Source organism: Streptomyces sp. NPDC058008 (assembly GCF_042886395.1).
Taxonomy (GTDB): Bacteria; Actinomycetota; Actinomycetes; order Streptomycetales; family Streptomycetaceae; genus Streptomyces.
In genome coordinates, this window is record NZ_JBHVQX010000043.1 from 20178 (window position 1) to 43722 (window position 23545).

A 23545-nucleotide genomic window follows, 5' to 3' on the forward strand; every position below is an offset into this window, starting at 1 on the left:
CGCACCCCGCCCCCGGGGCGCGGCCGGCAGGGCCTCCGGCGCCCTGCTCAGGGGGTCAGGACCAGCTTTCCGGTCGTACGGCGCGCGAGCAGGTCCTCGTGGGCGCGGCGGGCGTCGGTGAGCGGGTAGCTGCTGCCGGTCACGGGCTTGAGGCGGCCCTCGGCGGTCAGGGCGAAGAGCTCCTTGAGCGGGCCGCCGACCGCGCCGGGAGCGCTGAGGGCGGGGCGCAGCCAGAACCCGACGACGGAGGCGTTGAGGCGGCCGAGGCGGGCCGGGTCGACCGGGGTGAAGCCGGTGCGGGCGGAGTTGCCGTAGGTCACCAGCCGGCCGAAGGACGCCAGGGAGTCCAGTGCCCGGTCGAAGAGCTCGCCTCCGACGGCGTCCAGGACGACGTCGGCCTTCCGCGCGAGGGGGTAGGAGACCACCGCGTCCGCGCCCAGGTCCAGGGCGAGCCTTTCCTTGGCCGGGGTGGACGCCTGGGCGAGGACCCGGCCCGCCCCGAACTCCCGGGCCAGCTGGACGGCGAGGCTGCCGACGCCGCCCGCCGCCGAGTGCACGACGACGCTCTCGCCCTCGCGCAGCCGTGCGGAGGACCGCAGCAGGTGCCACGCGGTCAGCCCCTGCACCATCAGGGCGAGTGCCCGGGCGGCGTCGAGGTCCTCGGGGATCTCCAGGACGGCGGACTCCTTGGCGGTCACCTGTTCCGCGTACCCGTGCGAGACCCGGGCCAGCACCCGCCTGCCGTCCGGGGTGCGGCCCACGACCTCGCTGCCCGGGACGTGGGGCAGGGCGTCCGCGCCGAGGTAGGAGCCGTCCACCTGATGGGTGTCGGCGAAGTTCACCCCCGCGGCCTCGACGGTGAGGAGCAGCTCCCCGGGGCCGGGCACCGGAGCGGGCAGTTCCACGGGGCGCAGGACTTCGGGACCACCGAAGCGGTCGAACTGGATGGCGAGCATGCCGCACGGTACCGCGCGAGCCCCCGCGGGCACCCGGGGTCCCGCCTTCCGGTGTCGGTCTTTTTGTGAGGACCAGGGCAAAAACAGTACAAACGGTTTGTTATGGCTGTGACTCTGCGTCCGGGGCCGGGGGCATGGAAGGGGCAGCCGCTGCCGTAACGCCCGGCCCGCCCGCACGCACCGCAGCCGCGGCGCGTTCCGGCAGGACCGCGCGGTCGGGAATCAGCCGTGGTCAGGGCCCTGGTGGCCTGCCAGACTGCGGCCATGAGCGATCTTCTCCACGACAGAGTCGTCCTGATCACCGGGGCGAGCAGCGGTATCGGTGCGGCGGCGGCCCGGGTGTTCTCCGCGGAAGGCGCGACGGTCGTCCTGGCCGCGCGCAGGGAGGACCGACTGGCCTCGCTGGTAGCGGAATTGACGGACAAGGGGGCTCAAGCCTCCTATGTCGTCTGCGACGTCACGGTGGCGGAGGACGCGGCCCGGGCCGTCGGCTTCGCGGTCGACACGTACGGCCGGCTGGACTCGGCCTTCAACAACGCGGGCCTCGGCGGCGACCGGACCCCTCTGCACCTCATGGGGGACGACGTCTACGACGCGGTCATGGAGGTGAACGTGCGCGGCGTCTGGAACTGCCTCCGGCACGAGATCGCGGCCATGCTGCCGAACTCCGGGGGCTGCTCGATCGTGAACAACAGCAGTGTGGGCGGGCTGGTGGCCATACCGGCGGCCGCGCCCTACATAGCCGCCAAGCACGCGGTCGTCGGGCTGACGCGGGCCGCCGCGGACGAGTACGCCCAACAGGGCATAAGGATCAACGCCGTCGCGCCGGGCACCACCCGCAGCGAGATCACGGCGGACTGGTTCGGACGCAACCCGGGTCTGGAGGAGATGGTCAACAGCCGTACCCCGCAGGGACGTACGGCCGAGCCCGAGGAGGTCGCCCACGCGGTGGCCTGGCTGCTCAGCGACCGCTGCCCCTTCCTCACGGGAACGGTCCTCCCGGTCGACGGCGGCTTCGTCAACCAGTAGGAGAATCCCGGCCCCCGGGCCCCGTCCTAGCCGCGGGGGCCGCTCAGCCGGCCCCGGAAGACCGTTTCTTCATCCTGCGTCGCCGTGACCAGGACCGAGGTCTCACCGGGGGCGGCGGGCAGGATCTCCGCCTCGATCCAGCAGGGCCGGTCGAACTCGGCGTACCGCTCGAACGCGCTGGTGACGGTGGTCGCTTCGAAGGAGTCGGGGTACACGGCGGCGTTGGCGGCCTGGTGGGCGGCCTCCATCAGGACGAGCCCCGGGACGTGGTCGACCGGGTGGTCGTACAGCACCGTGTTGTCCACGTCGTTGCGCAGTCGCCAGTGGAGCGGACGGTCGCCGGGGGCCAGGACGACATCGGCCGGGGCGGGCCGTCCGACGGTGCGGGGTTCGACCGGAGCGGGCAGCGGCCAGGCGTTCCAGTCGACCGCGAGGTGGTCGCCGCGCAGCCTGCGGTAGGCGCGTGGAGAGATCCAGCCGAACTCGGAGTCGGCTCTGGCCATCATGGTGCCGCCCTGGTGGACACGGACGTCCATACCGAGTGAACTGACGGTCCGGCCACGCTTCTTGGGCTCGGTGACCGACACCTCGACGGTGAGGTCGCCGGATCCCCCGGGAGGCACGGCGAACCCGGGAGTGACGGTGAAGTCGAAGTAGTGCAGCAGGGTTTGATCGGAGAGAGGGACGCCGTACGCCGCGTGCGCGATGACCAGGCCGCTCTGCCGGATGGTCTGGGTGAGCACCCGGGGGTCGTACGGGAGCCCGGAAAGAGGTGCGGGCCATCTCGCGGAGAGCGAGAACTCGCCATCTTCCCGTCTTCGCCATGCGGTCAGGAACACCATGTCGGAACGTCCCAGGTGGACGTACTCCTTAGGGACCCCGTGCAGGTCCTCCGCCGTGGTGTGCGGCGGGTGCGGAACAGCAGGTATGTCGGGCACGGCCCTCCCGGACATGGCGCAAAATGGTCATTACGGCGCTGATATGATACCGGTTCACCGGTACTTTTTGAAGAAGCGTCAGGCCACGTTCAAGGGGAGCGCGAGTTGGCACGACAGCAACGGGCGATCCGCACGCGCAGAATCTTCCTGGAAGCCGCGGCAGAGGTGTTCGACGAGCACGGCTACGACGCCGCGACGATCGCCGCGATCCTCGACCGGGCCGGCCTGACGAGGGGCGCCCTCTACTTCCACTTCACGTCGAAGGAGGAGCTGGCCCGCGGTGTCCTCCAGGAGGCGGTGACCTCGGACGGGGTCACCCCGCAGACCTTCAAGCTCCAGGAATGGGTGGACATAGCCCTCCTGCTCGCCTACCGGCTGCCCAGGGAACCCCTGCTCAGCGCCTCGATCAGGCTCTCCGTCGACCCACGGGCGCGCGGACTCTTCGGCACCCGCTGGCCGGACTGGATCGCCCTCGGCACGGAGATCCTCACCGAGGCGAAGGAGCGCGGCGAGCTCCTTCCGCACGTCGATCCGGGCGCCACGTCCCGGCTCTTCGTGGGGGCGTGGACCGGGGTCCAGCTGGTGACCGAGTCCATGGCCGAGCCGCCCGACCTGGTGGCGGAGATCTCCGCCCTCTTCGAGCTCATCCTCCCCAACAACGCGGTCCCGGGCGTGCTCGCCCGGCTCGACACCTCCCCGCACCGCGCGGCACGCATCATCGAACAGCAGCGGGCGGTCGCCGTTTCCTGACCGCCGGGGGCGGCCGCGGACCGCGCTGCCGGGCGTCACCCGATCGGGCGCCGGTGCCTGCGAAGGGGCTGGTCGGCGCGCATGGTGGCCCTATGTGGCTTCGCCGAACAGCCGTGTGCGCCATGGTCGTGCCGCTGGCCTTCCTGGTGCTCAGGGACGCGCCGGTGCGGCCGGCCACGCCCGACGGCGCGACGGCGGAGCGGGCGGCGCCGGCCGGGGTCCCGCGGCCCGCGATCGTCAGCCGGGCGCAGTGGCACGCGGACGAGAACCTCGTCAGGGAGGACGCGGTGTACACGGGGGCGGTGAAGGCCGTCTTCGTCCACCACACCGGCCACACCAACGGATACGACTGCGCCGACGCCCCGGAGATGCTCCGGGCGATGGAGCGGACCCACGTCCAGGGCGAGGGCTGGGACGACATCGGCTACAACTTCGTCGTCGACCGCTGCGGGACCATCTACGAGGGCCGGGCGGGCGGGGTCGGGCGCTCGGTGCGCGGGGCCCACACCACCGGGTTCAACGCGCACAGTGTGGGGATCGCGGCCCTCGGCACCTTCGACGCCGGTGTGCCGGTGCCGAAGGCGCTCATCGAGGGGATCGCGAAGGTCGGCGCCTGGAAGCTGGACCGGAGCATCGACCCGCGCGGCATCGTGCGGATGGTCTCGACGAACGGCGAGAGCCGCTACAAGCGCGGCGAGGTGGTCTACCTCCACGCGGTGGCGGGCCACCGCGACACCTATCAGACGTACTGTCCCGGCGAGGCGCTCTACGCCCGACTCCCCGCGATCCGGGCCGAGATGGCCGGACTGCGGGACCGCGCGCGCTGACCGGGCGCCCCTGGCCGGCTACCGGGCGACGTACTGGGTGAGGACGGCCTGCACCTCGTAGATGTCGACGCCCTTGGTGAACGTCTTCTGGATCGGGGTGGAGGAACCGGAAAGCCAGATCTTGAGCTCGGCGTCCAGATCGAAGGTTCCCGCGGTCTCCACCGCGAAGTGCGTGATGCTCCGGTACGGAATGGAGTGGTACTCCACCTTCTTGCCGGTGATCCCCTGCTTGTCGATGAGGACGAGCCTGCGGTCGGTGAACAGGATCGTGTCGCGGATCAGCAGGTACGCGGCGTGCACCTGCTCGCCCGGCCCGAGCAGACGCGCGTAGTCACGCTGCGCAGCGGCCGGATCGACGGTGTGCGCGTTACCGAACAGTGCCATGGGAGACCCTCCACCCGAGTGAATGTGCGGACGTCGGACGCGTCGAAGCCCGAAGAAAAGAATATCGGCGGCTTATCTGTTCGTGCCCTCGCACATTCCCGGAGCACAGCGGAGGAAATACCGTCATGCCGGCATCACCCCTCGCCAAGCGGCCCGTCGAATCGGTGCTCGCCCTTCTGCTCGTCCTCCTGAGCGTGCTCGGCCTCGCGGGCCGCGCCGCCGCCGCCCCCGCCCAGGCCCCCGCCAAGGCCCCCGCCCGGACGGTGCCGGCCCTGGCCGCCCCCGCCCGGGCCGCCGTCGCGCCGACCGTCACGGCGGTCACCACGGGCACGGACTGGGACCGCATCGCCGAGTGCGAGAGCAGCGGCCGCTGGAACACGAACACCGGCAACGGCTACCACGGCGGACTTCAGTTCGCACCCTCGACCTGGAAGGCCTACGGCGGCGGACAGTACGCACCCCGCGCCGACCTCGCCACCCGGTCCGAGCAGATCGCCGTCGGTGAACGCGTCGCCCGCTCGCAGGGCATGGGCGCCTGGCCCACCTGCGGCCGCCTCGGCGCGAGCGGTACGTCGCACTCCTCCTCCGGGAAGCACTCCTCGTCGGGTGACAGCGCGCAGAGCGCCCCCCAGCGCCAGTCGTCCGGCGGCTCGGGCAACGGTTCCTCCGGCAGCTCGTCCTCCGGCAGCTCGTCCTCCGGCGGTTCCCCGTCCGGCGCCTCCTCGTCCGGCACCTCCGTCTCCGGCAGCGCGAACGACGACGACAGCACCGTGACGCACCACTCCGAGGACCTCGTCGACGCGGACACCTACGTCGTCCAGCCGGGGGACTGCCTGTCGGTGATCGCCGAGCGCGCGGACGTGTCCGGTGGCTGGCACGCGCTGTACGAGATGAACCGTGACGTCCTGGACCAGGGTCCGCACCTCATCTTCCCCGGTCAGCGCCTTCAGCTGAAGGCCTGAGCATCCGGGCTCCCCGGATCCCCGCCCCCCTGAACGCCTGAACGCGAACGTCCGAACCGCGACGGTCCGAGGAGTGACGAGCAGTGTCCCCCCAAGCCCCGCCGGTCCACACCGGCCACGGTGCCGGCCCCCGCTCAGCGGCTGACGGAGCCCGCGCCCCGCGCGCCGGACGCCTTCCCGGAATCGGCCTCGTAGCGGCGGCACTCAGGGTGGTGACACGGCCCGGGACCCCACTGCGGGACGAAGATGCCGAGAGTCTTGTGCCGCGCCAGCACGGTCGCGACGGGCTGCTCGCAGGCCGGGCACACGTACTCCGCCGTCCGCCGGCCGGTCTGACGCTCGGTTCTGGTCATGCTTTTACGGTAGTACCGAAAGGCGCATCAAGGAATATCACAGACTTTTCACCGGAGCTCGCGCCCGAGCCGGTTCCGGGCGCCGGGGGACCCGCGCCCGAGCCACGAGGGGCGGTCCCGGCCGGAACCTGGTGCCATGGAGCGGGGGACGCCTCGACGAAGGGACCACCCGGTCATGGCACGCGCACCGTCACCGGCCGCAGTCCTGCTCTCCGTGCACGCCGTCGTCTTCGACACCGACGGGGTGATCACCGACTCCGCTCCGGCACACGCCGCGGCCTGGAAACTCGCGTTCGACGCCTGTCTCGCCTCCTACGACGGCCAGCCGCCCTTCGACGAGGCGGAGGACTACCGGCGCCATGTCGACGGCAGATCACGCCGGGACGGTGCGGCGGCCTTCCTGGAGTCCAGGGGCATCGACCTCCCCGAGGGACGCCCCGACGACCCCCCGGGCACCGGGACGGTGTGGGCCGTCGCCGCACGCAAGGACGAGGCGTTCACGCGGAGCCTGCGCACCGAACCGATCGCGGTGTGGCCGGGGACGGTCCGCCTCCTGCGGGTACTGCACGACGCGCGGGTGCCGCTCGCCGCCGCGTCCGCGTCCCGGCACGCGACCGAGCTGCTGGCGGGTGCGGGGCTGCTGGACCTGTTCACGGCGGTGGTCGACGGCAACGAGGCGCGCCGCCTGGAACTGCCCGGCAAACCCGACCCCGCGCTGTTCACCGAGGCGGCACGGCGCCTGGGGGTCCCGGTCGGGGAGACCGCCGTGGTGGAGGACGCGCTGGCCGGGGTGGAAGCGGGCCGTAGGGGCGGCTTCGGACTGGTCGTCGGCGTGGACCGGTCGGACAGCCCCGAGGGTGCCGGGGACCTGCGCCGCCACGGCGCGGACCTCGTGGTGGCCGATCCGGGGGACCTGCTGATCACCGGGGAGGACTGATGCCGCGTGGCTGGACCTGGGCGTACGAGGGGTACGAGCCGGAGAAGGAGCGTCTGCGCGAGGCGCTGTGCACCCTCGGCAACGGCTACTTCGCCACCCGGGGAGCCGCGCCCGAGACCCCTGCGGGAGGGACGCACTACCCGGGTACGTACGTGGCGGGCTGCTACAACCGGCTGACCTCCTCCGTCCAGGGACGCCAGGTCGAGAACGAGGACATGGTCAACCTCCCGGACTGGCTGCCGCTGCGCTACCGCATCCGCCCCGGCGGCACGCGGCCCGGTCCGTGGCTGACCCCCGACCACGTCTTCCTCGTCGACCACCGGCAGTCGCTGGACCTGCGGGGCGGGACGCTGACCCGCCGCTCGGTGTACGAGGACGGGGCAGGGCGCCGGCTCACGGTGGAGCAGGAACGCCTGGTGCACATGGGCGATCCCCATCTCGCCGCGCTGCACACGGTGTTCAGCGTGGAAGGGTGGTCGGGCGAGCTGGAGGTGGAGGCGGGGATCGACGGTGACGTCCGCAACCGCGGCGTCGCGCGCTACAGCGAACTGGCCGACCGGCACCTGACCGGCTGGGAGACCGGCACGGAGCCGGGCTCCATGGTGTGGCTGCGCTGCCGCACGGTGGAGTCGGACATCGGCGTCGCCCTCGCCGCACGCACCGTGGCCTCCTGCGGCCCGGAACACGACGGTGACCACCGGGCCGAACCGGAGCAGCTGCCCCGGGCGGTGCACCAGACGCTGCTGCTTCCGGTCGCCCCGGGCTGCGGCGCCGTCGTCGACAAGACGGTGGGCCTCTACACCTCCCGCGACCCGGCGATCGGCAGCCCGCTGCGGGCCGCCGTGTCCGCGGTGGGCGCGGCCCCGGCGTACGCGCGGCTGCTGGCCTCGCACCGCCGGGCCTGGGCGGACCTGTGGCAGCAGGTGAAGCTGGAGGTGCCGGGGGAGCCCGGGCGCATCCTGCGGCTGCACCTCTTCCACGTCCTCCAGACGCTCTCCCCGCACACCGCGGAACTCGATGTCGGGGTGCCGGCCAGGGGCCTGCACGGCGAGGCGTACCGGGGGCACGTCTTCTGGGACGAACTGTTCGTCCTGCCCTTCCTCAACCTCCATCTCCCTGAGGTGTCCCGGGGGTTGCTCGACTACCGCCACCGCCGGCTCCCCGCGGCGTGCGCGGCCGCCCGTGCGGCGGGCAGGGCGGGGGCGATGTACCCGTGGCAGAGCGCCGACGAGGGGCGTGAGGAGACCCAGGAGGTCCACCTCAACCCGCGTTCGGGGCGCTGGCTGCCGGACCGCTCCCGTCTTCAGCACCACGTCGGCTCGGCGGTGGCGTACAACGTGTGGCAGTACTGCCAGGCCACCGGGGACACCGAGTACCTGTACTCCAAGGGCGCCGAGATGCTGATGCAGATCGCCCGCTTCTGGGCGGACAGCGCCGAGTGGGACGACTCCCTGGGGCGGTACCGCATCCGGGGCGTCGTCGGGCCCGACGAGTACCACGACGCCTACCCGGACTCCGCGACGGCGGGGCTCGACGACAACACGTACACCAACGTCACGGCGGCCTGGGTGCTGGCACGGGCCGGGGAGCTCTGCCGTGACCTGCCCGGGAGCCGGTGCCGGCAGCTCCTCGAGCGGATCCGGATGGACCCGGCGGAGATGGAGCGCTGGGACGACGTCTCCCGGCGGCTGTACGTGCCCCACCACCAGGGCGTCATCAGCCAGTTCGCCGGATACGGAGACCTGGAGGAGCTGGACTGGGAGGGGTACCGGGAGCGGTACGGCGACATCCGGCGGCTCGACCGGATCCTGGAGGCGGAGGACGACACGGTCAACCGCTACCAGGCGTCCAAGCAGGCCGACGTGCTGATGCTCGGCTACCTCTTCTCCCCGAAGGAACTCGCCGCGCTGTTCCGCCGGCTGGGCCACGGGCTCGACGACGAGGCATGGCGGGCCACCGTCGACTACTACGTGCGCCGCACCAGCCACGGCTCCACCCTCAGCTCCCTCGTCCACGCCTGGGTGCTGGCCAGGGTGCACCGCGACGACGCCTGGGCGTACTGCGAGGAGGCGCTGATCGGCGACGTGGCCGACATCCAGGGCGGGACGACCGAGGAGGGCATCCACCTGGGCGCCATGGCGGGCACCCTCGACTTCGTGCAGCGCGGGATGACGGGGCTGGAGACCCGCGACGACGCCCTGTGGCTCGCTCCGGCCACACTGCCCCAGCTCTCCAAGTTCCGGATGCGGCTGCGTTTCCGGCGGCACTGGGACGTGGACCTGCGCCTTCGCGCGGAGCGGCTGCGGATCGCCGTGCCGGACTCGGGGCGGCCGGGCGTCCGGGTCAGGCTGGACGGCAGCGCGTACGTCGTCGACCCGGGCACGGCACGGTGGCTGGAGCTGCCGACGGACATGCCCGGGGGATCGTGAACGTCCGCTTTCCGTCCGCCTGGTGAGGCCGTCGATCCCGTACCGGGCTTCCGGGGCGCCCTGTTCACACCGGTCCGGCCGTCCGGACCGGTGCGGCGGGCCGGTTGGCACCGTGCCGCGCACGCGGACCGGTCCGGGTTCAGGCCGGGCGGGAGGAGACCAGCACGCCCACCTTGTCGATGCGGTGCTCGGGATTGTGGTGGGCGTCGCGCCAGAAGTTGCCCGCCGCGTCGTCCTCCGGGGTGGCGCAGGTGGAGAGCGTGATCATCGCCCGGGACGGCCTCTCGCCCGGCTTGCCCGGCACCTCGGCCCGCTGCTCGGCGAGCGAGCGCACGGACCGGAAGGACGTCCGCCGGGTGCCGGTGATCCGGTACTCGTACACCGTGCCGCCCTCCGTGACGAGGACCGTGCCGCCCCGGGCCAGCGACGGCAGGTCGCGGAGCGGGCCTCCGGCGAAGATCCGGTGGGCCGTCACCAGGTAGTTCCCGGTCAGGCCCGGGCCGACGCCGCCGTGCGGGCCGTAGGGGCTGGCGGCCACACCGCGGTCCTGGACACGGGTCCCCGGCCCGTCGTCCGTCGTCCCCCGGTACGGGACGACGGGCAGGTCCTTCACGCCGATCGACGGGACGGTGAGCTCGGCCGTCTCCGTACGCGGAGTGGTCCGGCCGGACGGGAGTCCGGTGGCCGGAGCGGACGCCGCCACGGCGGGGGCAGGCGCGGCGGCGTCCGCCGCGGCCGGTCCCGCTGCCACGAGCAGGACGGCGGCCGCGCTCGTGAGGGCTCGGGAAACGCCTCGGAGTCTGTGGGAAGGGTGCATGGCGGGATCCGGATCACTGGCCTGTGGTGCCTGGGGCGGGCCGTGCAGCGCGGCCCGCACCCCTCCAGTACACCACCGCTCACCCGATCGCGTCGGGTGCGCCGGGAGCTCCGCCAGGGGGAGCGGTGACCGTTCCCGCGGGGCGGCCGCCCGCGCCGCCTCAGGCTCCGCGCAGGCGGTCCGCCTCCTCGACGAGCCAGGCCGGCCGGACCATCTCGACGTTGCGTCCGGTGGCTCCGGCGGCCCGCACCAGCGCGTCGGCCGCCGCCCCGGGGTCGGGCTCCGGCCGTGCGAGCGCCGTGGCCGCCTCGGCGAGCGCCTGCGCGGCGGCGGTCTCCGCCGCTCCGGCGATCCGCAGCGAGACGGCCGCGCGCTCGGCCGCCTCGGCCGCGGGTGCGTACTGTCCCCCGGCCCAGTGGACCCAGGCGGTGTTGTAGAGGCAGACGCCCTCGGTACGCGGGTTCTCCATCTGGGACGCCGCGCGCAGCGCCCCTTCGAGGGGTTCCAGCGCCTCCGCCGGGCGGCCCAGCGCGAGCAGGGCCACCCCCTTGGCGTTCAGCGCGTAGTCGGTGGCCTCCTGGATGCCCGCCTCCCGGTAGGCCAGCACCGCCTTCTCGCCCGCCTCGACGGTCTCCTCCCAGCGGCCCAGCGTCAGCAGGGCCGTGAAGCGGGCGTTGTACGAACGGGCTTCGGTGAGCATGTCCCCGGACGTACGGGCGAGCGCGTGCAGCCGGTCCGCGCCCGCCAGCGCCGCTTTGCCGTCGCCCAGGGTGCTGTGGGCGAGGCTGACGTCCAGGAGGGCGTGCACCTCGGCCTCCGTGTCGCCGTTCTCCCGGGCGAGGTCACCGGCCCGGGACAGCGGCTCCATGGCGTCCTCCAGCCGGCCGAGCTGCCGCCGGGCGTCGCCCAGGCCGAACAGGGCCCTCTGCAGGGCCTGCCGGTCCCCGAGGTCCTCGGCCAGAGCGGCCGCCTCGGTGAACAGGGCTTCCGCGTCGGCCAGCGGGCCGCCGCTGAGGCGGGCCTGCCCGAAGCTGACGAGGTGCGCGAGGCGGGCACTGTCTTCGGTCACGTGGTCCTCCAGCGTCAGATGCATCGAGAGGGCGGCGAGCACCGAGCCGTGCCAGACCAGCCACTCACTGATCGTGCCGAGTACGCGGGCCGCGCCGTTCATGTCCCCGGCGCGCACCAGGTGGTCGAAGGCCCGCCGGTGCGTCCGGACGTCGTCCAGGTCCTTCCAGTCCTGGCGCGGTGGGGCGGTGCGCGCGTACCAGGCGGCGGCGCGGCGCTCCACGGCCGGCCGCCCCAGGGAACCTTCCCGTGGCATGGCCCCGTACGCGAGATCGGCGTCCATCGGGTGCAGCGCGAAGGTCCTGCTGGCACGGTCCACCGAGAGCATGCGCGTCCGCAGCAGCCCCGACAGGACGGGGCCGACGGCCAGGCCGGGGTCGAGCCCCGCCACGACCCACTCGACCGCCTCCCGGGGCACGGGCGTACGGAGCACGGCCAGGACGTTCAGCACGGTGCGGCCGTCGGGGCCGAGCCGCCGGTAGCGGTCCTGGGCGAGGCCCGCGACCACGTCGCCGCGCAGCGCGAAGTCCTCCAGGACCTCCCGCAGCGTGGGCAGGGTCAGCATGTCGTCCGCCATGACGCCCACGAGCAGCTCCAGTGCGCGCGGGACGCCGTGCACATGGACGGCCGCCTCCAGCAGCTCCTCGTCGGACAGGTTCCCCACGCCGATGCTGCCGTCCTGGTCGAGTTCGCGCAGGAGCGCGACGGACTCGGCGGGCGGCAGCCCGTCGGACAGCTCCACCTCCACCGCGAAACGGCGCAGCTCCGGTGCGAGGCGCGGCGGGATTCCGGAGGTGGCCAGCAGCCGGGGGGTGGACCGGGTGCGGAACAGGCAGTCCAGGAACACGGCGAGTTCGTCCTCCGGGTCGAGGCCGCCGTCGTCCTGGAGCCGGTCGTCCAGGTCGTCCATCAGGATGACGAACAGGTCGTCGCGCATCGCCGCGAACAGCTCACCGATCTTGTCCCGCAGCGGCCGCTCCGTGGCCCAGACCTCCAGCAGCCGTCCTCTCTCGTCGCCGCCCAGGGCCTCGGCACAGTCGAAGTAGAGGCGTTCCAGGGAGACGCCCGACGTACGGGTGCTGAGGTTGACCAGGCCCCGGGGCAGCGGCGCCCTCGGCCGACCTGGCCACTCCCCCTGCTCCAGCGTCTCCATGACCTTCGCCGCGACGGAGCTCTTGCCCATGCCCCGGCGGCCGGTGACGGTCACCATGCGGACCGCGGGATCGGCCAGGTGGCGGCCGATGGCGTCCCGTACCTCGACCCGGTCCTTGAACAGTTCGAGGCCGTGGGCGACCGGGAGCCCGACGGCCCTGGAGGCGGGGCCGCCGGAACGGCCCGCGCCGGGCAGCGCCTCCGGGTCGTCGACGGCGAGCAGCCGCGCCAGTTCGGCCCGCCGGGGCGCGGAGACCCGGGCCAGGACGTGGTCGATCCGGGCCGCGGTGAGCCGGGCCATGCCCTCCCCCCGGTGGTGCTCGGCGACCACGCCGACGACGCGGCTCCCCGACCACACGGCGGCGCCCGACATCCCCGACCACGGCGAGACCTCGGGGTCGGGGTCCGCGGCGGCCGCCCGCACCGTGATCTCCAGGGTGCCGGTGCGCAGATTGGACAGCGCCGCGACGGTCCCGTCCGCCTGGTGCAGCTCCCGGAACTGCCGTCCGTCGGCCCCCCGCCGCCGCTTCCACAGCGGGAATCCGGCCGCGTGCACCGCGACGACGGCGTGACGGTCGTCGTCCACCCGCCCGAACGGCACGGGGCGTACGGCGGCCACGCCCTGCGGGGGAGCGAAGGCCAGCACCGCCACATCGGTCCCCTCGTCCGACCAGGCCACCTCCGCCGCCGCCGACCACTGCCCGGGCCGGTCGGCGTCGAAGCGCACCTGTACGCCGCCGGCTCCGGCCACCACGTGCCGTGCGGTCAGCACCACCGTGTCGCCGACCCGGTAGCCGGAACCGCGCCGCCGCCCGCCGGCGGCCGTGGTGACGATGATCTCCGCGATGCGGTGCGGGTCCAGGCCGCCCGTCGCCCGGTCAGTCCTCACCGAGCAGCTCGTCCCCGGAGATCAGCGCCATCCGGTCCGGGGCGTCCGCCCGCACCGGTTGCAGGGTCAGGGTGAGGCGCTGGGTGACCGCGGACGAACGCTTCGCCGCCGCGCCGGCGTCGAGCACCCAGAACCGCACCTTCACCCCCGGCTCCACGCTCCGCTCCACGCCCACCGTCAGCTCCAGCTCGACCCGCTCCGCCTTGAAGCGCAGACCGGAGTCCTCCCCTTCGGTCATGGCACGGCTCAGCTCCTGACGCAGCTGCACGATCATGTCCGCCAGCTCGACCGCATCGTTCACAACCAGATCCCCCACAGACTCGTTCGCCAACTACCCTTGGAACAGGCCCACATCATCACGCACGAGCCCCCTGGGACGTCCAGCCGGCGGAGCTCCCGCGGGTCCGGGCCGCTCCGGGCCGGCCCGGAGGCGATGGGTGCGGTGCGCCGGCCGGGGTGATCGGCCGCACCGGAGACGGCGGGCAGGGGAGCGGAGCATGGTGGAACAGCGGGTGCGGGCCGTCGTCGAGGTGCTGGCGGCGAAGGCGCCCGCCGGCTGGTCCCAGGCGGTGCTGCACTGCCGGGCCGACCGGGGCGGCATGTCACTGGCCGGCGGCTACCTCCGCGCGGACGGCTCCCCGGGCGTGTCTCTGCCGCGGTTCCACCCGGAGCTCCGGGCGCTGACGGCGGCCCTGTCCGAGGACCGCGGCCGGGAGGCCCTCAGCCTCGAACTGCGGACGCGGCCGTCGGGGGAGTACCGGCTCGTCGTCTGCGAGGACGCCGTCCACCGGGTGACCGGTTCGGGCAGCGGGTTCCGGGTGGTGCTGGACCCCGCCGCCCGGCTGTCCCGGCCCGGCGCGCGCCAGGAGGCCGGTACGGCCGGACCGGCGGGCGACCCGGAGCTGGCCGTGGCCAGGTTCCGCGCCTACATGGAGCGGCGTGCCGCCGTCCTCGGGCACCCCGAGAAGCTTCCCCCGCCCGCCTCCGCGGCCGCGATCGACGAGGCCGAACGACGTCTCGGCAGGCGCCTGCCCGAGGACCTGAGGGCGCTGTACGCGCTGGCGGACGGCGACCGCACCGGCCCCCGTCCCGGCTACCTGTTCCAGGGCAGCACCTGGCTCCCGCTGGAACACCTCGTCACGGCGAGCACCGCCTACGGGGCCGCCGAACAGCCCTGGGCCGGCTGGGGCCTCGAATGGGACGCCGTGATCCTCGACGCGGACCCCGCCGAGACCGTCCGGCGTTGCGGAGGGCACCCCGGCTGGCTGCGCTTCGCCTCCGGGGAGGACGGCAACTACCTGGCCGTGGACATGGCTCCGGCCCGGCACGGCCGGCCGGGACAGATCATCCGCACCGGCCGCGACCACGACGGCGGGCCGGTCCACGTCGCCGATTCGGTCACCTCCCTCCTGGGCCGCTACCTGGAGTTGCTGGACCAGGGGGCGTACGAGAAGGGGGAGGGCCACCTGCGGGTGCGCGAGCCGGGCCGCGCCCGGGGCCACCGGGAGATCATCGGCAGCGTCCCCGAGCAGGTCCCGGAGGCTCTCCAGGCCGTCCACATCAACGACGCCGACGGCCCCGTCGACCTCCGGCCCCTCACCGCGGCCCGCGGCCTGCGCAGCATCCACCTCAACCGCTCCAGCACCGCCGACCTGACACCCCTGCGTGAACTGCCGGTCGAGTCGCTGCGCGTCACCCTCGACGGGGGCAGCGGTCTGGCCCCGCTGGCGGGCCACCCGCACCTCGCGTCCCTCGGCCTCGTCACGGCCGGTCCGGTCGATCTGACCCCGCTGCGCACCGTCCCCCGCCTGCACGGTCTCGACCTCTCGGAGGCCGGGGCGCCCGATCCGGCCGTCCTGTCCGAACTCCACGGCCTCCGCTACCTCTCGCTGACCCGGAGCCAGTGGGACACGCTGCTGGACGCGGGCGGCGCGCCACCCGGCCTCGCCGCCGCCCGCGTGACCGACACCGGCTCCACCCTCGACGAGGCCCTGGCCTGGTCGGCGCGCCTCGGCCTCGACACCGCCCACGCCTTCCGGCTCACCGGCTCCGTGGAGACCGGCGGAGGGTGACGCGCGGGACGGAAGGCGGGGTCGAACGGCTGTCCCCGGCACACCCGGTCAGCACTTGATCTCCCGCCGTGCCGTCCCGCAGTCTGCGGCGGACGCCGAAGCGTTCGGTGTCCGCCGAAGGGATGGATGTCCATGACCAGCGAGCACCCCGGCCTCTACGAGAGCTTCGACGACCGCTTCCGCGAGGGGCGGTGCGCGAGCGGCGACGACGCCGTCGAGGTCCTGTACACCGGCTGCCGCTGGGCGGAGGGCCCCGTCTACGTGCCGGCCTGGCGGCAGCTGGTCTGGAGCGACATCCCGAACGACCGGCTGCTGCGCTGGGACGAGGAGACCGGCGCGGTGAGCGTCTTCCGCCGTGCGGCGGGGCACACCAACGGCAACACCCTGGACCGTGAGGGGCGGCTCATCACCTGCGAGCAGGGCAACCGGCGGGTGACGCGGACCGAACACGACGGCACGGTGACGGTGGTGGCCGACCGCTGGCAGGGCAGGCGTCTGAACAGCCCGAACGACGCGACGGTGAAGTCCGACGGCTCGATCTGGTTCTCCGACCCGGACTTCGGTATCACCAGCGACTACGAGGGCCACCGCGCGGAGAGCGAGATCGGCTCGAACAACGTCTACCGCGCCGATCCGTCCACCGGTGAGGTGCGCCTGGTCGCCGACTGCTTCGGCGCGCCGAACGGGCTGGTCTTCTCGGCGGACGAACGGAGGCTGTTCGTCTCCGACACGGGGGCGGGCCTCGTCCGGGTCTTCGACGTACGGGACGACGGAACGCTGTCGGACGGCGCGGTGTTCGCCGAGGCCGGGGCCCGCGAGGCCGCCCGGTTCGACAACATCCGTTTCGACGACGCGGGGCGGCTCTGGGTGGCCGCCATGGACGACGGGGTGCACTGCTACGACCCGGACGGCACGCTGATCGGCCGGCTCGTCGTGCCCGAGACGGTCGCCAACATCTCCTGGGGCGGCGTGAAACGCAACCGCCTCTTCCTCACGGCCGGGACCAGCCTCTACTCGGTCGTCATGGGTGTCACGGGGACCCACCCGACCGGTCCGGGGCGCAGGCCCTGGCTGGACACCGCCCGCTGAACCGGGCCCGGGACGGCGGTGGCCGGTCCCCGGCTGTCGTGCGTGCGGCCGTACCTGACGGAGGGTGAGGCCGCGCCGGGATCGTGGACCCCGTGCGAAGCGCGTGTTGCCGTGTGTGACGCCGGATGGACGCGCCGTCAACAGTATGGCGCGACCATGACAGCCTGCGGGGTTTCCTTGCCCGGCCCGGACACCCCACGCCATCGTCGGACGCGGCGTACGAACCCCGTACGCCGCATCCCCCGGCGCGTCGGACCCCTGGCGCGCCACCGTTCGAGGAGGACCTCTCGATGGCAGCAGTGCGCAACACCAAGAGGCGGATCGCCACGGCGATCGCGGCCGCCACGACCGTGGCGCTGGCGGTCGGCGCCGGTGCGGCCTTACCCGCCCAGGCGGCCCAGCCCGAGGGCAGAGTCCTGCACGCCGGTGCGGCCGAGGCGGTGCCCGGGAGCTACATCGTCACGCTGGAGCCGACCGCCGGGTTCAAGGCCTCCGCGGCACGCGGCAAGCAGCTGATAGCCGATCACGGGGGCACGGTCACACGCACCTACACGTCGGCGCTGAACGGCTACGCCGCGAAGCTCAGCGGCACCGAGGCCAAGCGGCTCGCCGCCGACCCGGCGGTCGCCTCGGTCGAGCAGGACCAGAAGGTCCACTCGACGGCCACCCAGACGAGCGCGCCCTGGGGCCTCGACCGCATCGACCAGGCCGGCCTCCCGCTGAGCGGCACGTACACCTACCCGGACACGGCCGGCGGCGGCGCGACCGTGTACATCCTCGACACCGGCGTGCGCATCACGCACCAGGAGATCGCCGGACGCGCCTCCTACGGCTACGACTTCGTCGACAACGACAGCACCGCCCAGGACGGCGCGGGCCACGGCACGCACGTCGCCACCACCGTCGCCGGAAGCACCTACGGCGTGGCGAAGAAGGCGAAGATCGTCGCGGTGCGGGTGCTCGGCAACGACGGCTCCGGCACCACCGCGGGGGTCATCGCCGGTGTCGACTGGATCACCGCCAACCACGTCGCCTCCTCGGTCGCCAACGTCTCGCTCGGCGGCGGGGCCAGCACCACGCTGGACAACGCGGTGCGCCGGTCGATCGAGTCCGGGGTCACCTACTCCATCGCGGCCGGCAACGCGGGGGCCCTGGCCTCCTCCTACTCGCCGGCCCGGGTGACCACCGCCCTCACGGTGGGTGCCACGACCAGGACCGACGCGAGGGCCTCCTACTCGAACTACGGCCCCGCCGTGGACATCTTCGCGCCCGGCTCCGACATCACGGCCGGCTGGAACACCTCGGACAGCGCGACCTACACCGGCAGCGGCACCTCGTTCGCCGCCCCGCACGTCTCCGGCGCCGCGGCGGTCTACCTGACGAGCCACCCGGGCGCCTCCCCGGCGACGGTGGCCTCGGCACTGGTGAACGGCGCCACCTCCGGCGTCCTCACCGGCATCGGAACCGGCTCGCCGAACAAGCTCCTCAAGCTCGTCCCGTAGTCCTCTCCCCACCGGTCCCTCACCGCGGGACGGCCGGGGGCACGTACGGGGCGATCCCCCGTACGTGCCCCCGGCCCACGCCGTTCCGGGCGCGCCCGGAACGGCCACCGGGTCACCGCGGCGGGTTGAGCCTGCGGAAGTACGTCCAGCTGGTCTCGTTCGGCTCGCTCCACCGCTCCGGGGCGTGGGCGAACTCCGGCTGGTGGTCCGCGATGTAGGCGCGGGTGCGCTCCGGGACCTCGGCGTACGAGGCGAGCTTGCGGCCCCGGCAGTGGAAGGTGAGCCCACCGGGCCGCTGACCTCGGGCCATCCACGGGAGCCACGGGGACATGCGGGTCCAGGACATGGTGGCCGGGACGCTCGGAGCCGGACCGGCCAGATCGGCGCGGGCGGCGAAGAACTGGAAGAGCTCCAGCGCCTCGTACGTGTCGCCGGCCGAGTGGTCGGGGTACTGGGCCACCGGCAGGGGCGAGGGGTAGGCGAGCGGGATCTCCAGGCTGAAGCAGACCTGGCCGCCCAGCTCGGTCGTCGGGACCGGGAAGGGGCGCCACTTCTGGTTCGCCGGGTCGTTCCACACGTGCGTCACGGGCAGGTCCTGCCAGGTCTCCAGGATCTCGCGCGTGGCGGGGTCGAGGTAGAAGGCGGCCTCACGGGTGAGCAACCGGTAGGCGTCCGGGCCTGCTTCGGGGTCCTGGACCAGACGTGCGACGTTGAGTCCCTCGAAGCCGAAGACGCGCCGGTAGGGCTCGTCCGGCGCCCAGGAGTACACGTCTCCCGACCACCAGTACGTGACCTCCTCGCCGTCGAGCGAGGCGCGGGTGCGTGCGAGGGAACGGAGCAGCTCTGCGGGTGTCGTCATACCGACCACTGTGCGCCCGCCACCACCCCCGCCGGGCGGAGAACGCTCCGGGCGGTGCCCCACGGGCCTCCGCCGGGCCTCCGCGGTGGGCGCGCTCCACCGCGGAGGCCGGGTGGCCGGCCGCGAAGGGGTACGCCGGGAAGGCGCGGCCCCTGGCCTCCGGGAAAGGCCGTCGGCCTCCCCCGGAGGGGGCCCCGCACGCGCGGCGGGGGCTCAGCTCGCGTAGAAGGGGGTCAGCTCGTAGGTGTGGGGCTCCGAGCCCACCATGCACGCGTAGTCCACGATCACGCCGTCGCTCTTCAGGGCCTTGCCCCAGGCGCCGCAGTCGTCAAGGGTGCCGACGCCCTTGATGTCCTCACCCTGCCTGACATCCGCCTGGGCCGCTCCGGCGGCGATACCGGTGAGCGCCAGGACACCGACGCCGACAACCGCGGCCTTCTTGAGGGTCGTGAGCATTTTTCGCTTCCTTTCGCCTGGGGGCACGCACGCCATGGGCGTACGGCCACTGGGTGGAGACGGACGCGGTACTCCACGCGAACCGTCCTGCCGCCCCGGCCCGCGATGGCCTGGAGGCCGGGGGGACGACGCAGGTGATACGCCTCGCACCCGGCACGGCCGTGGATGCAGACCGCACAAAGCACTGGTGCGCACCGGAGGTTGTCCGGGCTCCCGTCATCTGATCACACCTGCAACGGCCGTCCCAAGCGTCATGGCGCCCTGTTACACGGACCTGACGAACCCCGGAAGTGGGGGTTACCCAGGGTGTTCCCACCGGGCGTCGGCGGGCCGGGGCGGACGTGCGCGTCGCCGTGCTTGCAGATGTCACCGGCGAAGACGGACGGTCTCCGTGGCGGTCCGCCTGCCGCCGGGAGCGCCCCGTCCGCCGGGCCGGACGGCGGGACCGGCGCTCCGGGGGCGGAGGGGCGATCGGGTCGCCGTCCGGCCCGAGGAGGCGGCCCCTCGCCCCGACGGCGGGCCGCACCGGCGGTCCGCCCTTTCCCGGTTTCCGGATTTGCATTTCGTACGCCTCTGAATTCGAAACGTACGTTCTCCGATGTTCCGCACGCCGACGGATTCACCATCCGGTGCCGGTGTTCCGGGTGGATCCCATGGCGAGCGGATGACCGGCCCGGCCGTGAACGGAAAAGCGCTCCCGTCGGGCCCGCGGTGCGGTCCGATGGCTTTTTCCTTCCCTGTACCCTCGCTATTCGCTATTGCGTGAAAGGGGAGAGGCGGGGTGCCCCCGAGGGCGCCTTTCCTTCCGGCGCCGGCGGCCGGTGCCGCCGTCGGCCGGGCTCGGGCGCCCGCCGGTGACCTCGTCGCGGAAGGCACTCGATGCCACAACTCCCGACCAGGTCACAGCGTTGGGCGAGCGTCCGGCCGCGGCGGCGTCCGGTCCGCCCGCCGCTCGTCGCCGCGCCGCCCGTGGCGCGAGCAGATTTGTCCCCTTTCCTATCGGATGGAATTAATCGGTGGATTGGCTGCACTGTCGTGGGCATGAAGGTATGTGAAAGGGATCAGGTGTCGGTTTTCGTGATATAGTCCCAACGGATTTACAGGACGCCGCGAAAAAAGGGGAATGGCGTGAACACCGAGAAGGTCACGGCTCGACGTCTTACGGCCGGAGAGGTTTCGGAGTTGGGCCTCCAGGACGGAATCTTCGTCTCGGCAGAGATGGACGGCCTTCCTCTCGACTGCTACGCCCCGGCTTTCCTCACGGAGCCGGGCAAGAACTTCGAGGGAGGGTCCTTCGTCGCGCGTACGATCTTCGGTGAGCAGATACACGTCCTCCCGGACAATGCCGAGGAGCGCGGGATCTGGGTCGCCGACAAGGCGGGGGAGGAGATCGAGGTCCTCCGGAGCGCCGGTGTCCTCCTGAACCTCGCCCTCTTCGTGCCCGACGGGGGCAAGGAGTCCCTGGAGGCGCTCTACGCCGCCGCCCGGGACGCGTTCGGCGCGGGGATCGTCCAGCGCTGGAGCGAGGAGACCGCCGCGGTGCCGGACGTCAAGGTCGACCTGTACGAGGAGCCGGCCCGCGGGCGGAAGAACACGAACGGTCAGAACCGCGACCGCCGTGCCATGGACATCTACCCGACCCGCGTGCGCTTCCTGGAGCCCAGCGAGGGCTGGAAGTTCATCGTCGAGCCGCACAAGGAGATCGTGGACGAGACGCCGACGATCTGACCTGATCCCAGGTCGAGTCGCGGTTTCCCGGTGGAGCCCGTCAGCTTGCTGACGGGCTCCTCTCCGTGTGCGGGGCACGGGCCCACCCCGGACGTGCGAACCCGCCGGCGGCCCGGCCGTGACGTGAGCGGCGTCCGGCCGGAACCCGCAGCTCAGCGCCTGTCGCCGGTGCCTCCTGGGGCCCGTCGGGCCCCGTCTCTGTCGCGGAATCCCCGCGTTTGTCGCCGGCCCCCTGCGGGTTCGTCCGCGATCGGTAACAGAGGCACCGTCAGGGGGCCTTCGTGTGGCTTGATGAGGGCACGGCGACGGCGGAATCAGCAAAGGGGCGGGCGGACATGGCGAAGCACAAGGGAAAGGGATGGCACAGCCGGCTCCTCGCGGCAGGGCTCGGGATCACGGCGCTGGCCGCCGCCACGTCGGTGTGGACCGCGCAGGCCGACCCCGCGGGTGCCCGGCAGCCGCAGGCAGGTGCCTCGGTGCCGGACGGCCGGTCCGGGGACGGGGCCGTGGCCGAGGTGGCGGCCGACATCGTGCACGCGTCGGACAAGGGCGCACGGGGCGTCAACATCACCATCGACGACGGACCGGACCCGGTCTGGACGCCGCAGGTGCTGCGACTGCTCAAGGAGAACGGCGTGAAGGCCGTCTTCTGCATGGTGGGCACCCAGGCGAAGGCCTACCCCGACCTGGTCAAGCAGGTCGTGGCGGACGGGCACCGGCTCTGCGACCACACGATCACGCACGACACCGCCATGGACTCCAAGCCCGAGGCCTACCAGTCCCAGGAGATCCTGGACGCCGAACGCATGATCACGGAGGCCTCCGGAGGTGTCCGGCCGCAGTACTACCGGGCCCCGGGCGGTGCCTTCACCCCGTACAGCCGTCAGCTCGCCGCGTCCCGGGGGATGCGTCCGCTCGGCTGGAACGTCGACTCCAAGGACTTCGAACACCCCGGTGTGGAGACCATGGTCGCCACCGTGAAGAGCGAGATCTCCAACGGGCCGACCGTCCTCTTCCACGACGCGGGCGGGGAACGCTCCCAGACGGTGGCCGCGCTGCGCGAGGTCCTGCCCTGGCTGAAGGAGCAGGGGTACACCTTCGGCTTCCCCGTACGGTGAGCGGATCCTTCCCCTCCGGACGCTGATCCGCCCCGGCCCGGGCCCCTGCCCGGCGGGCGGGCCCGTCCGTCACGCCCTGTGGTGGGTCAGCCGTACGTCCTCCACGCCCAACAGGCCCAGCAGCGGCACCTTTCCGACCCGCTGGGCCGGATCGACCACCAGCCCGGCACCGCGGACGAGGTCCAGCAGCAGCTCGGCCAGCGGCAGCACCATGTGCCGGCCCCAGCAGCGCTCCGACGCGTGCCCGAAGGGCAGGTAGCCCGGAGCGGTGTCGGGGTCGAGGTCCTTCCAGCGCTCGGGGCGGAAGCTGTCCGGGTCGTCCCACAGACCGGGGTCCCGGTGCGACAGCAACGGCAGCAGCAGGACGTCGTCGTGCTCGCCGATCCGGTCGTCGACGGCGGGGTACTCGGGCGACGCGTTGCGCAGGATGTTCCAGGAGGGCGGCAGCAGGCGCAGTGACTCGTGGATGATGTGCCGGTTGGGCGTGCTGTCGTCGAAGGGTGAGCCGAGCCAGAGGGCGTTGGCGACGAGCGTCGAGATGGTGAAGCAGACCGGCGCGGCCGCCCTGCGGTACATGCCCATCGCGTAGCGGCGCCCCTGGTAGCCGGTGGCCTCCGCCGCCCGCCCCGCGAGCCCGGTGAGCCGTTCGCCGGGCCGGGGCCAGCCGGGCAGGGCCGCGCCGAGCGCGATGACCGTCCAGGTGAGCTTGGGCGTCAGTTCGAGGTTGCGGCTCATGAGCAGGCGCAGCCGGTAGGGGTCCTGCCCCAGGATGAGGTCCCGCAGGAAGAGGTGGCCCTTCGACGGCCAGGAGCCCGAGAGGTCCACGTCCCGTGGTGCGGGTCCGGCGAGCGCTGCGCGCACGTCGTTGCCGATCGTGCGGGTGACGCCCGACGCCTCACCACGGGAGATGGAGTGCCCGTGCAGCGGTTTGAAGGTGGGGCGTTCCGTCTCGGTGGCCCGGCGCGCGGCCAGGACGCGGTCGGCGACCTCGTACCCGGCGACCCCGATCGTGTCCGGCTCAAGACGGAAGACGTCCTGGCCCACGTGGTCGTCGAGGAGGGCGGCCAGACGGGGCGAGAACACGGTGGTGCGCGGGCGCACTGCTGATGGCGGCGGCATCGTGGCTCCGGTGCGGGAGGGAGGGGGCCGGGCGGGAGACCGCGCGGCCGGGCGTTGTCCGGCAGCCACCTGGGCAGGCGGGGTGCCGGACAACGATGTCTCCGCAGCCGA

Annotated in this window: 21 protein-coding genes; 11 read left to right on the forward strand and 10 right to left on the reverse strand. The window is 73.0% G+C overall.

Annotated elements, in window-relative coordinates:
• Positions 1–47: 47 nt before the first annotated feature.
• Complete coding sequence (locus tag ACFVS9_RS31185) at positions 48–956, reverse strand: zinc-binding alcohol dehydrogenase family protein (RefSeq protein WP_389937805.1); 909 nt, start codon at positions 954–956, stop codon at positions 48–50.
• 264 nt (positions 957–1220) lie between these two features.
• On the opposite strand from ACFVS9_RS31185, the gene ACFVS9_RS31190 reads away from it, so the two are divergent.
• The gene (locus ACFVS9_RS31190; RefSeq protein WP_389937808.1) at positions 1221–1985 is read left to right on the forward strand and encodes a glucose 1-dehydrogenase; all 765 of its coding nucleotides are present in this window, start codon (positions 1221–1223) and stop codon (positions 1983–1985) included.
• Between the two features lie 26 nt (positions 1986–2011).
• Here the strand turns inward: ACFVS9_RS31190 and ACFVS9_RS31195 are convergent, their stop codons facing one another.
• Entirely contained in the window at positions 2012–2923 is a 912-nt protein-coding gene (locus tag ACFVS9_RS31195) for a ScbA/BarX family gamma-butyrolactone biosynthesis protein (RefSeq protein ID WP_383113218.1), read from the reverse strand.
• 105 nt (positions 2924–3028) lie between these two features.
• On the opposite strand from ACFVS9_RS31195, the gene ACFVS9_RS31200 reads away from it, so the two are divergent.
• On the forward strand, positions 3029–3673 hold the full coding sequence (locus ACFVS9_RS31200; RefSeq protein WP_383113219.1) for a ScbR family autoregulator-binding transcription factor: 645 nt from the start codon (positions 3029–3031) through the stop codon (positions 3671–3673).
• A 92-nt stretch (positions 3674–3765) separates the two neighbouring features.
• Entirely contained in the window at positions 3766–4500 is a 735-nt protein-coding gene (locus tag ACFVS9_RS31205) for a peptidoglycan recognition protein (protein WP_383113220.1), read from the forward strand.
• Positions 4501–4518: 18 nt separating this feature from the next.
• On the opposite strand, the gene ACFVS9_RS31210 is transcribed toward ACFVS9_RS31205, so the two are convergent.
• Positions 4519–4884, reverse strand: a complete 366-nt coding sequence (locus tag ACFVS9_RS31210; protein ID WP_383113221.1) for a PH domain-containing protein — start codon at positions 4882–4884, stop codon at positions 4519–4521.
• Positions 4885–5009: 125 nt separating this feature from the next.
• Between ACFVS9_RS31210 and ACFVS9_RS31215 the strand changes: the two genes are divergently transcribed.
• On the forward strand, positions 5010–5846 hold the full coding sequence (locus ACFVS9_RS31215) for a transglycosylase family protein (RefSeq protein ID WP_389937813.1): 837 nt from the start codon (positions 5010–5012) through the stop codon (positions 5844–5846).
• Between the two features lie 134 nt (positions 5847–5980).
• On the opposite strand, the gene ACFVS9_RS31220 is transcribed toward ACFVS9_RS31215, so the two are convergent.
• Positions 5981–6199, reverse strand: a complete 219-nt coding sequence (locus ACFVS9_RS31220; RefSeq protein WP_383113223.1) for a hypothetical protein — start codon at positions 6197–6199, stop codon at positions 5981–5983.
• A gap of 175 nt (positions 6200–6374) precedes the next feature.
• Between ACFVS9_RS31220 and ACFVS9_RS31225 the strand changes: the two genes are divergently transcribed.
• Positions 6375–7136: an HAD family hydrolase gene (locus tag ACFVS9_RS31225; RefSeq protein ID WP_383113224.1), complete on the forward strand. Its 762-nt coding sequence runs from the start codon at positions 6375–6377 to the stop codon at positions 7134–7136.
• Entirely contained in the window at positions 7136–9565 is a 2430-nt protein-coding gene (locus tag ACFVS9_RS31230; RefSeq protein ID WP_383113225.1) for a glycoside hydrolase family 65 protein, read from the forward strand. Before ACFVS9_RS31225 ends, ACFVS9_RS31230 begins: the two co-directional genes overlap by 1 nt.
• Before the next feature lie 139 nt (positions 9566–9704).
• Here ACFVS9_RS31230 and ACFVS9_RS31235 read toward each other — a convergent pair whose 3' ends face one another.
• The 3 genes from ACFVS9_RS31235 to ACFVS9_RS31245 form a co-directional block, all read right to left on the reverse strand.
• A complete protein-coding gene (locus ACFVS9_RS31235) occupies positions 9705–10382 on the reverse strand; it encodes a class E sortase (protein ID WP_389937817.1) in 678 nt (225 codons plus the stop codon).
• Positions 10383–10542: 160 nt separating this feature from the next.
• The gene (locus tag ACFVS9_RS31240) at positions 10543–13491 is read right to left on the reverse strand and encodes a trypsin-like peptidase domain-containing protein (protein WP_389937820.1); all 2949 of its coding nucleotides are present in this window, start codon (positions 13489–13491) and stop codon (positions 10543–10545) included.
• Positions 13481–13792 (reverse strand): trypco2 family protein, encoded by a 312-nt coding sequence (locus ACFVS9_RS31245; RefSeq protein ID WP_383113228.1) that lies wholly within the window; start codon positions 13790–13792, stop codon positions 13481–13483. The genes ACFVS9_RS31240 and ACFVS9_RS31245 overlap by 11 nt, the downstream gene beginning before the upstream one ends.
• 196 nt (positions 13793–13988) lie before the next feature.
• Here ACFVS9_RS31245 and ACFVS9_RS31250 point away from each other — a divergent pair, with 196 nt between their 5' ends.
• The 3 genes from ACFVS9_RS31250 to ACFVS9_RS31260 all read left to right on the forward strand — a co-directional run bounded on the left by ACFVS9_RS31250 (position 13989) and on the right by ACFVS9_RS31260 (position 18154).
• The gene (locus tag ACFVS9_RS31250; protein ID WP_389937823.1) at positions 13989–15563 is read left to right on the forward strand and encodes an SMI1/KNR4 family protein; all 1575 of its coding nucleotides are present in this window, start codon (positions 13989–13991) and stop codon (positions 15561–15563) included.
• Between the two features lie 132 nt (positions 15564–15695).
• Positions 15696–16652, forward strand: coding sequence for an SMP-30/gluconolactonase/LRE family protein (locus ACFVS9_RS31255; RefSeq protein ID WP_389937826.1), 957 nt, complete (start codon positions 15696–15698; stop codon positions 16650–16652).
• Between the two features lie 290 nt (positions 16653–16942).
• The gene (locus ACFVS9_RS31260; RefSeq protein ID WP_383113231.1) at positions 16943–18154 is read left to right on the forward strand and encodes a S8 family peptidase; all 1212 of its coding nucleotides are present in this window, start codon (positions 16943–16945) and stop codon (positions 18152–18154) included.
• 112 nt (positions 18155–18266) lie between these two features.
• On the opposite strand, the gene ACFVS9_RS31265 is transcribed toward ACFVS9_RS31260, so the two are convergent.
• The gene (locus ACFVS9_RS31265) at positions 18267–19013 is read right to left on the reverse strand and encodes a DUF1838 family protein (protein ID WP_383113232.1); all 747 of its coding nucleotides are present in this window, start codon (positions 19011–19013) and stop codon (positions 18267–18269) included.
• 213 nt (positions 19014–19226) lie between these two features.
• Positions 19227–19469, reverse strand: coding sequence for a hypothetical protein (locus ACFVS9_RS31270; RefSeq protein WP_383113233.1), 243 nt, complete (start codon positions 19467–19469; stop codon positions 19227–19229).
• Positions 19470–20597: 1128 nt separating this feature from the next.
• On the opposite strand from ACFVS9_RS31270, the gene ACFVS9_RS31275 reads away from it, so the two are divergent.
• Both ACFVS9_RS31275 and ACFVS9_RS31280 read left to right on the forward strand, forming a co-directional pair.
• Positions 20598–21197 (forward strand): hypothetical protein, encoded by a 600-nt coding sequence (locus tag ACFVS9_RS31275; RefSeq protein WP_383113234.1) that lies wholly within the window; start codon positions 20598–20600, stop codon positions 21195–21197.
• Between the two features lie 335 nt (positions 21198–21532).
• Positions 21533–22315: a polysaccharide deacetylase family protein gene (locus ACFVS9_RS31280; protein ID WP_383113235.1), complete on the forward strand. Its 783-nt coding sequence runs from the start codon at positions 21533–21535 to the stop codon at positions 22313–22315.
• Positions 22316–22384: 69 nt separating this feature from the next.
• Here ACFVS9_RS31280 and ACFVS9_RS31285 read toward each other — a convergent pair whose 3' ends face one another.
• Positions 22385–23434: a cytochrome P450 gene (locus tag ACFVS9_RS31285; RefSeq protein ID WP_389937831.1), complete on the reverse strand. Its 1050-nt coding sequence runs from the start codon at positions 23432–23434 to the stop codon at positions 22385–22387.
• Between the last annotated feature and the right edge of the window lie 111 nt (positions 23435–23545).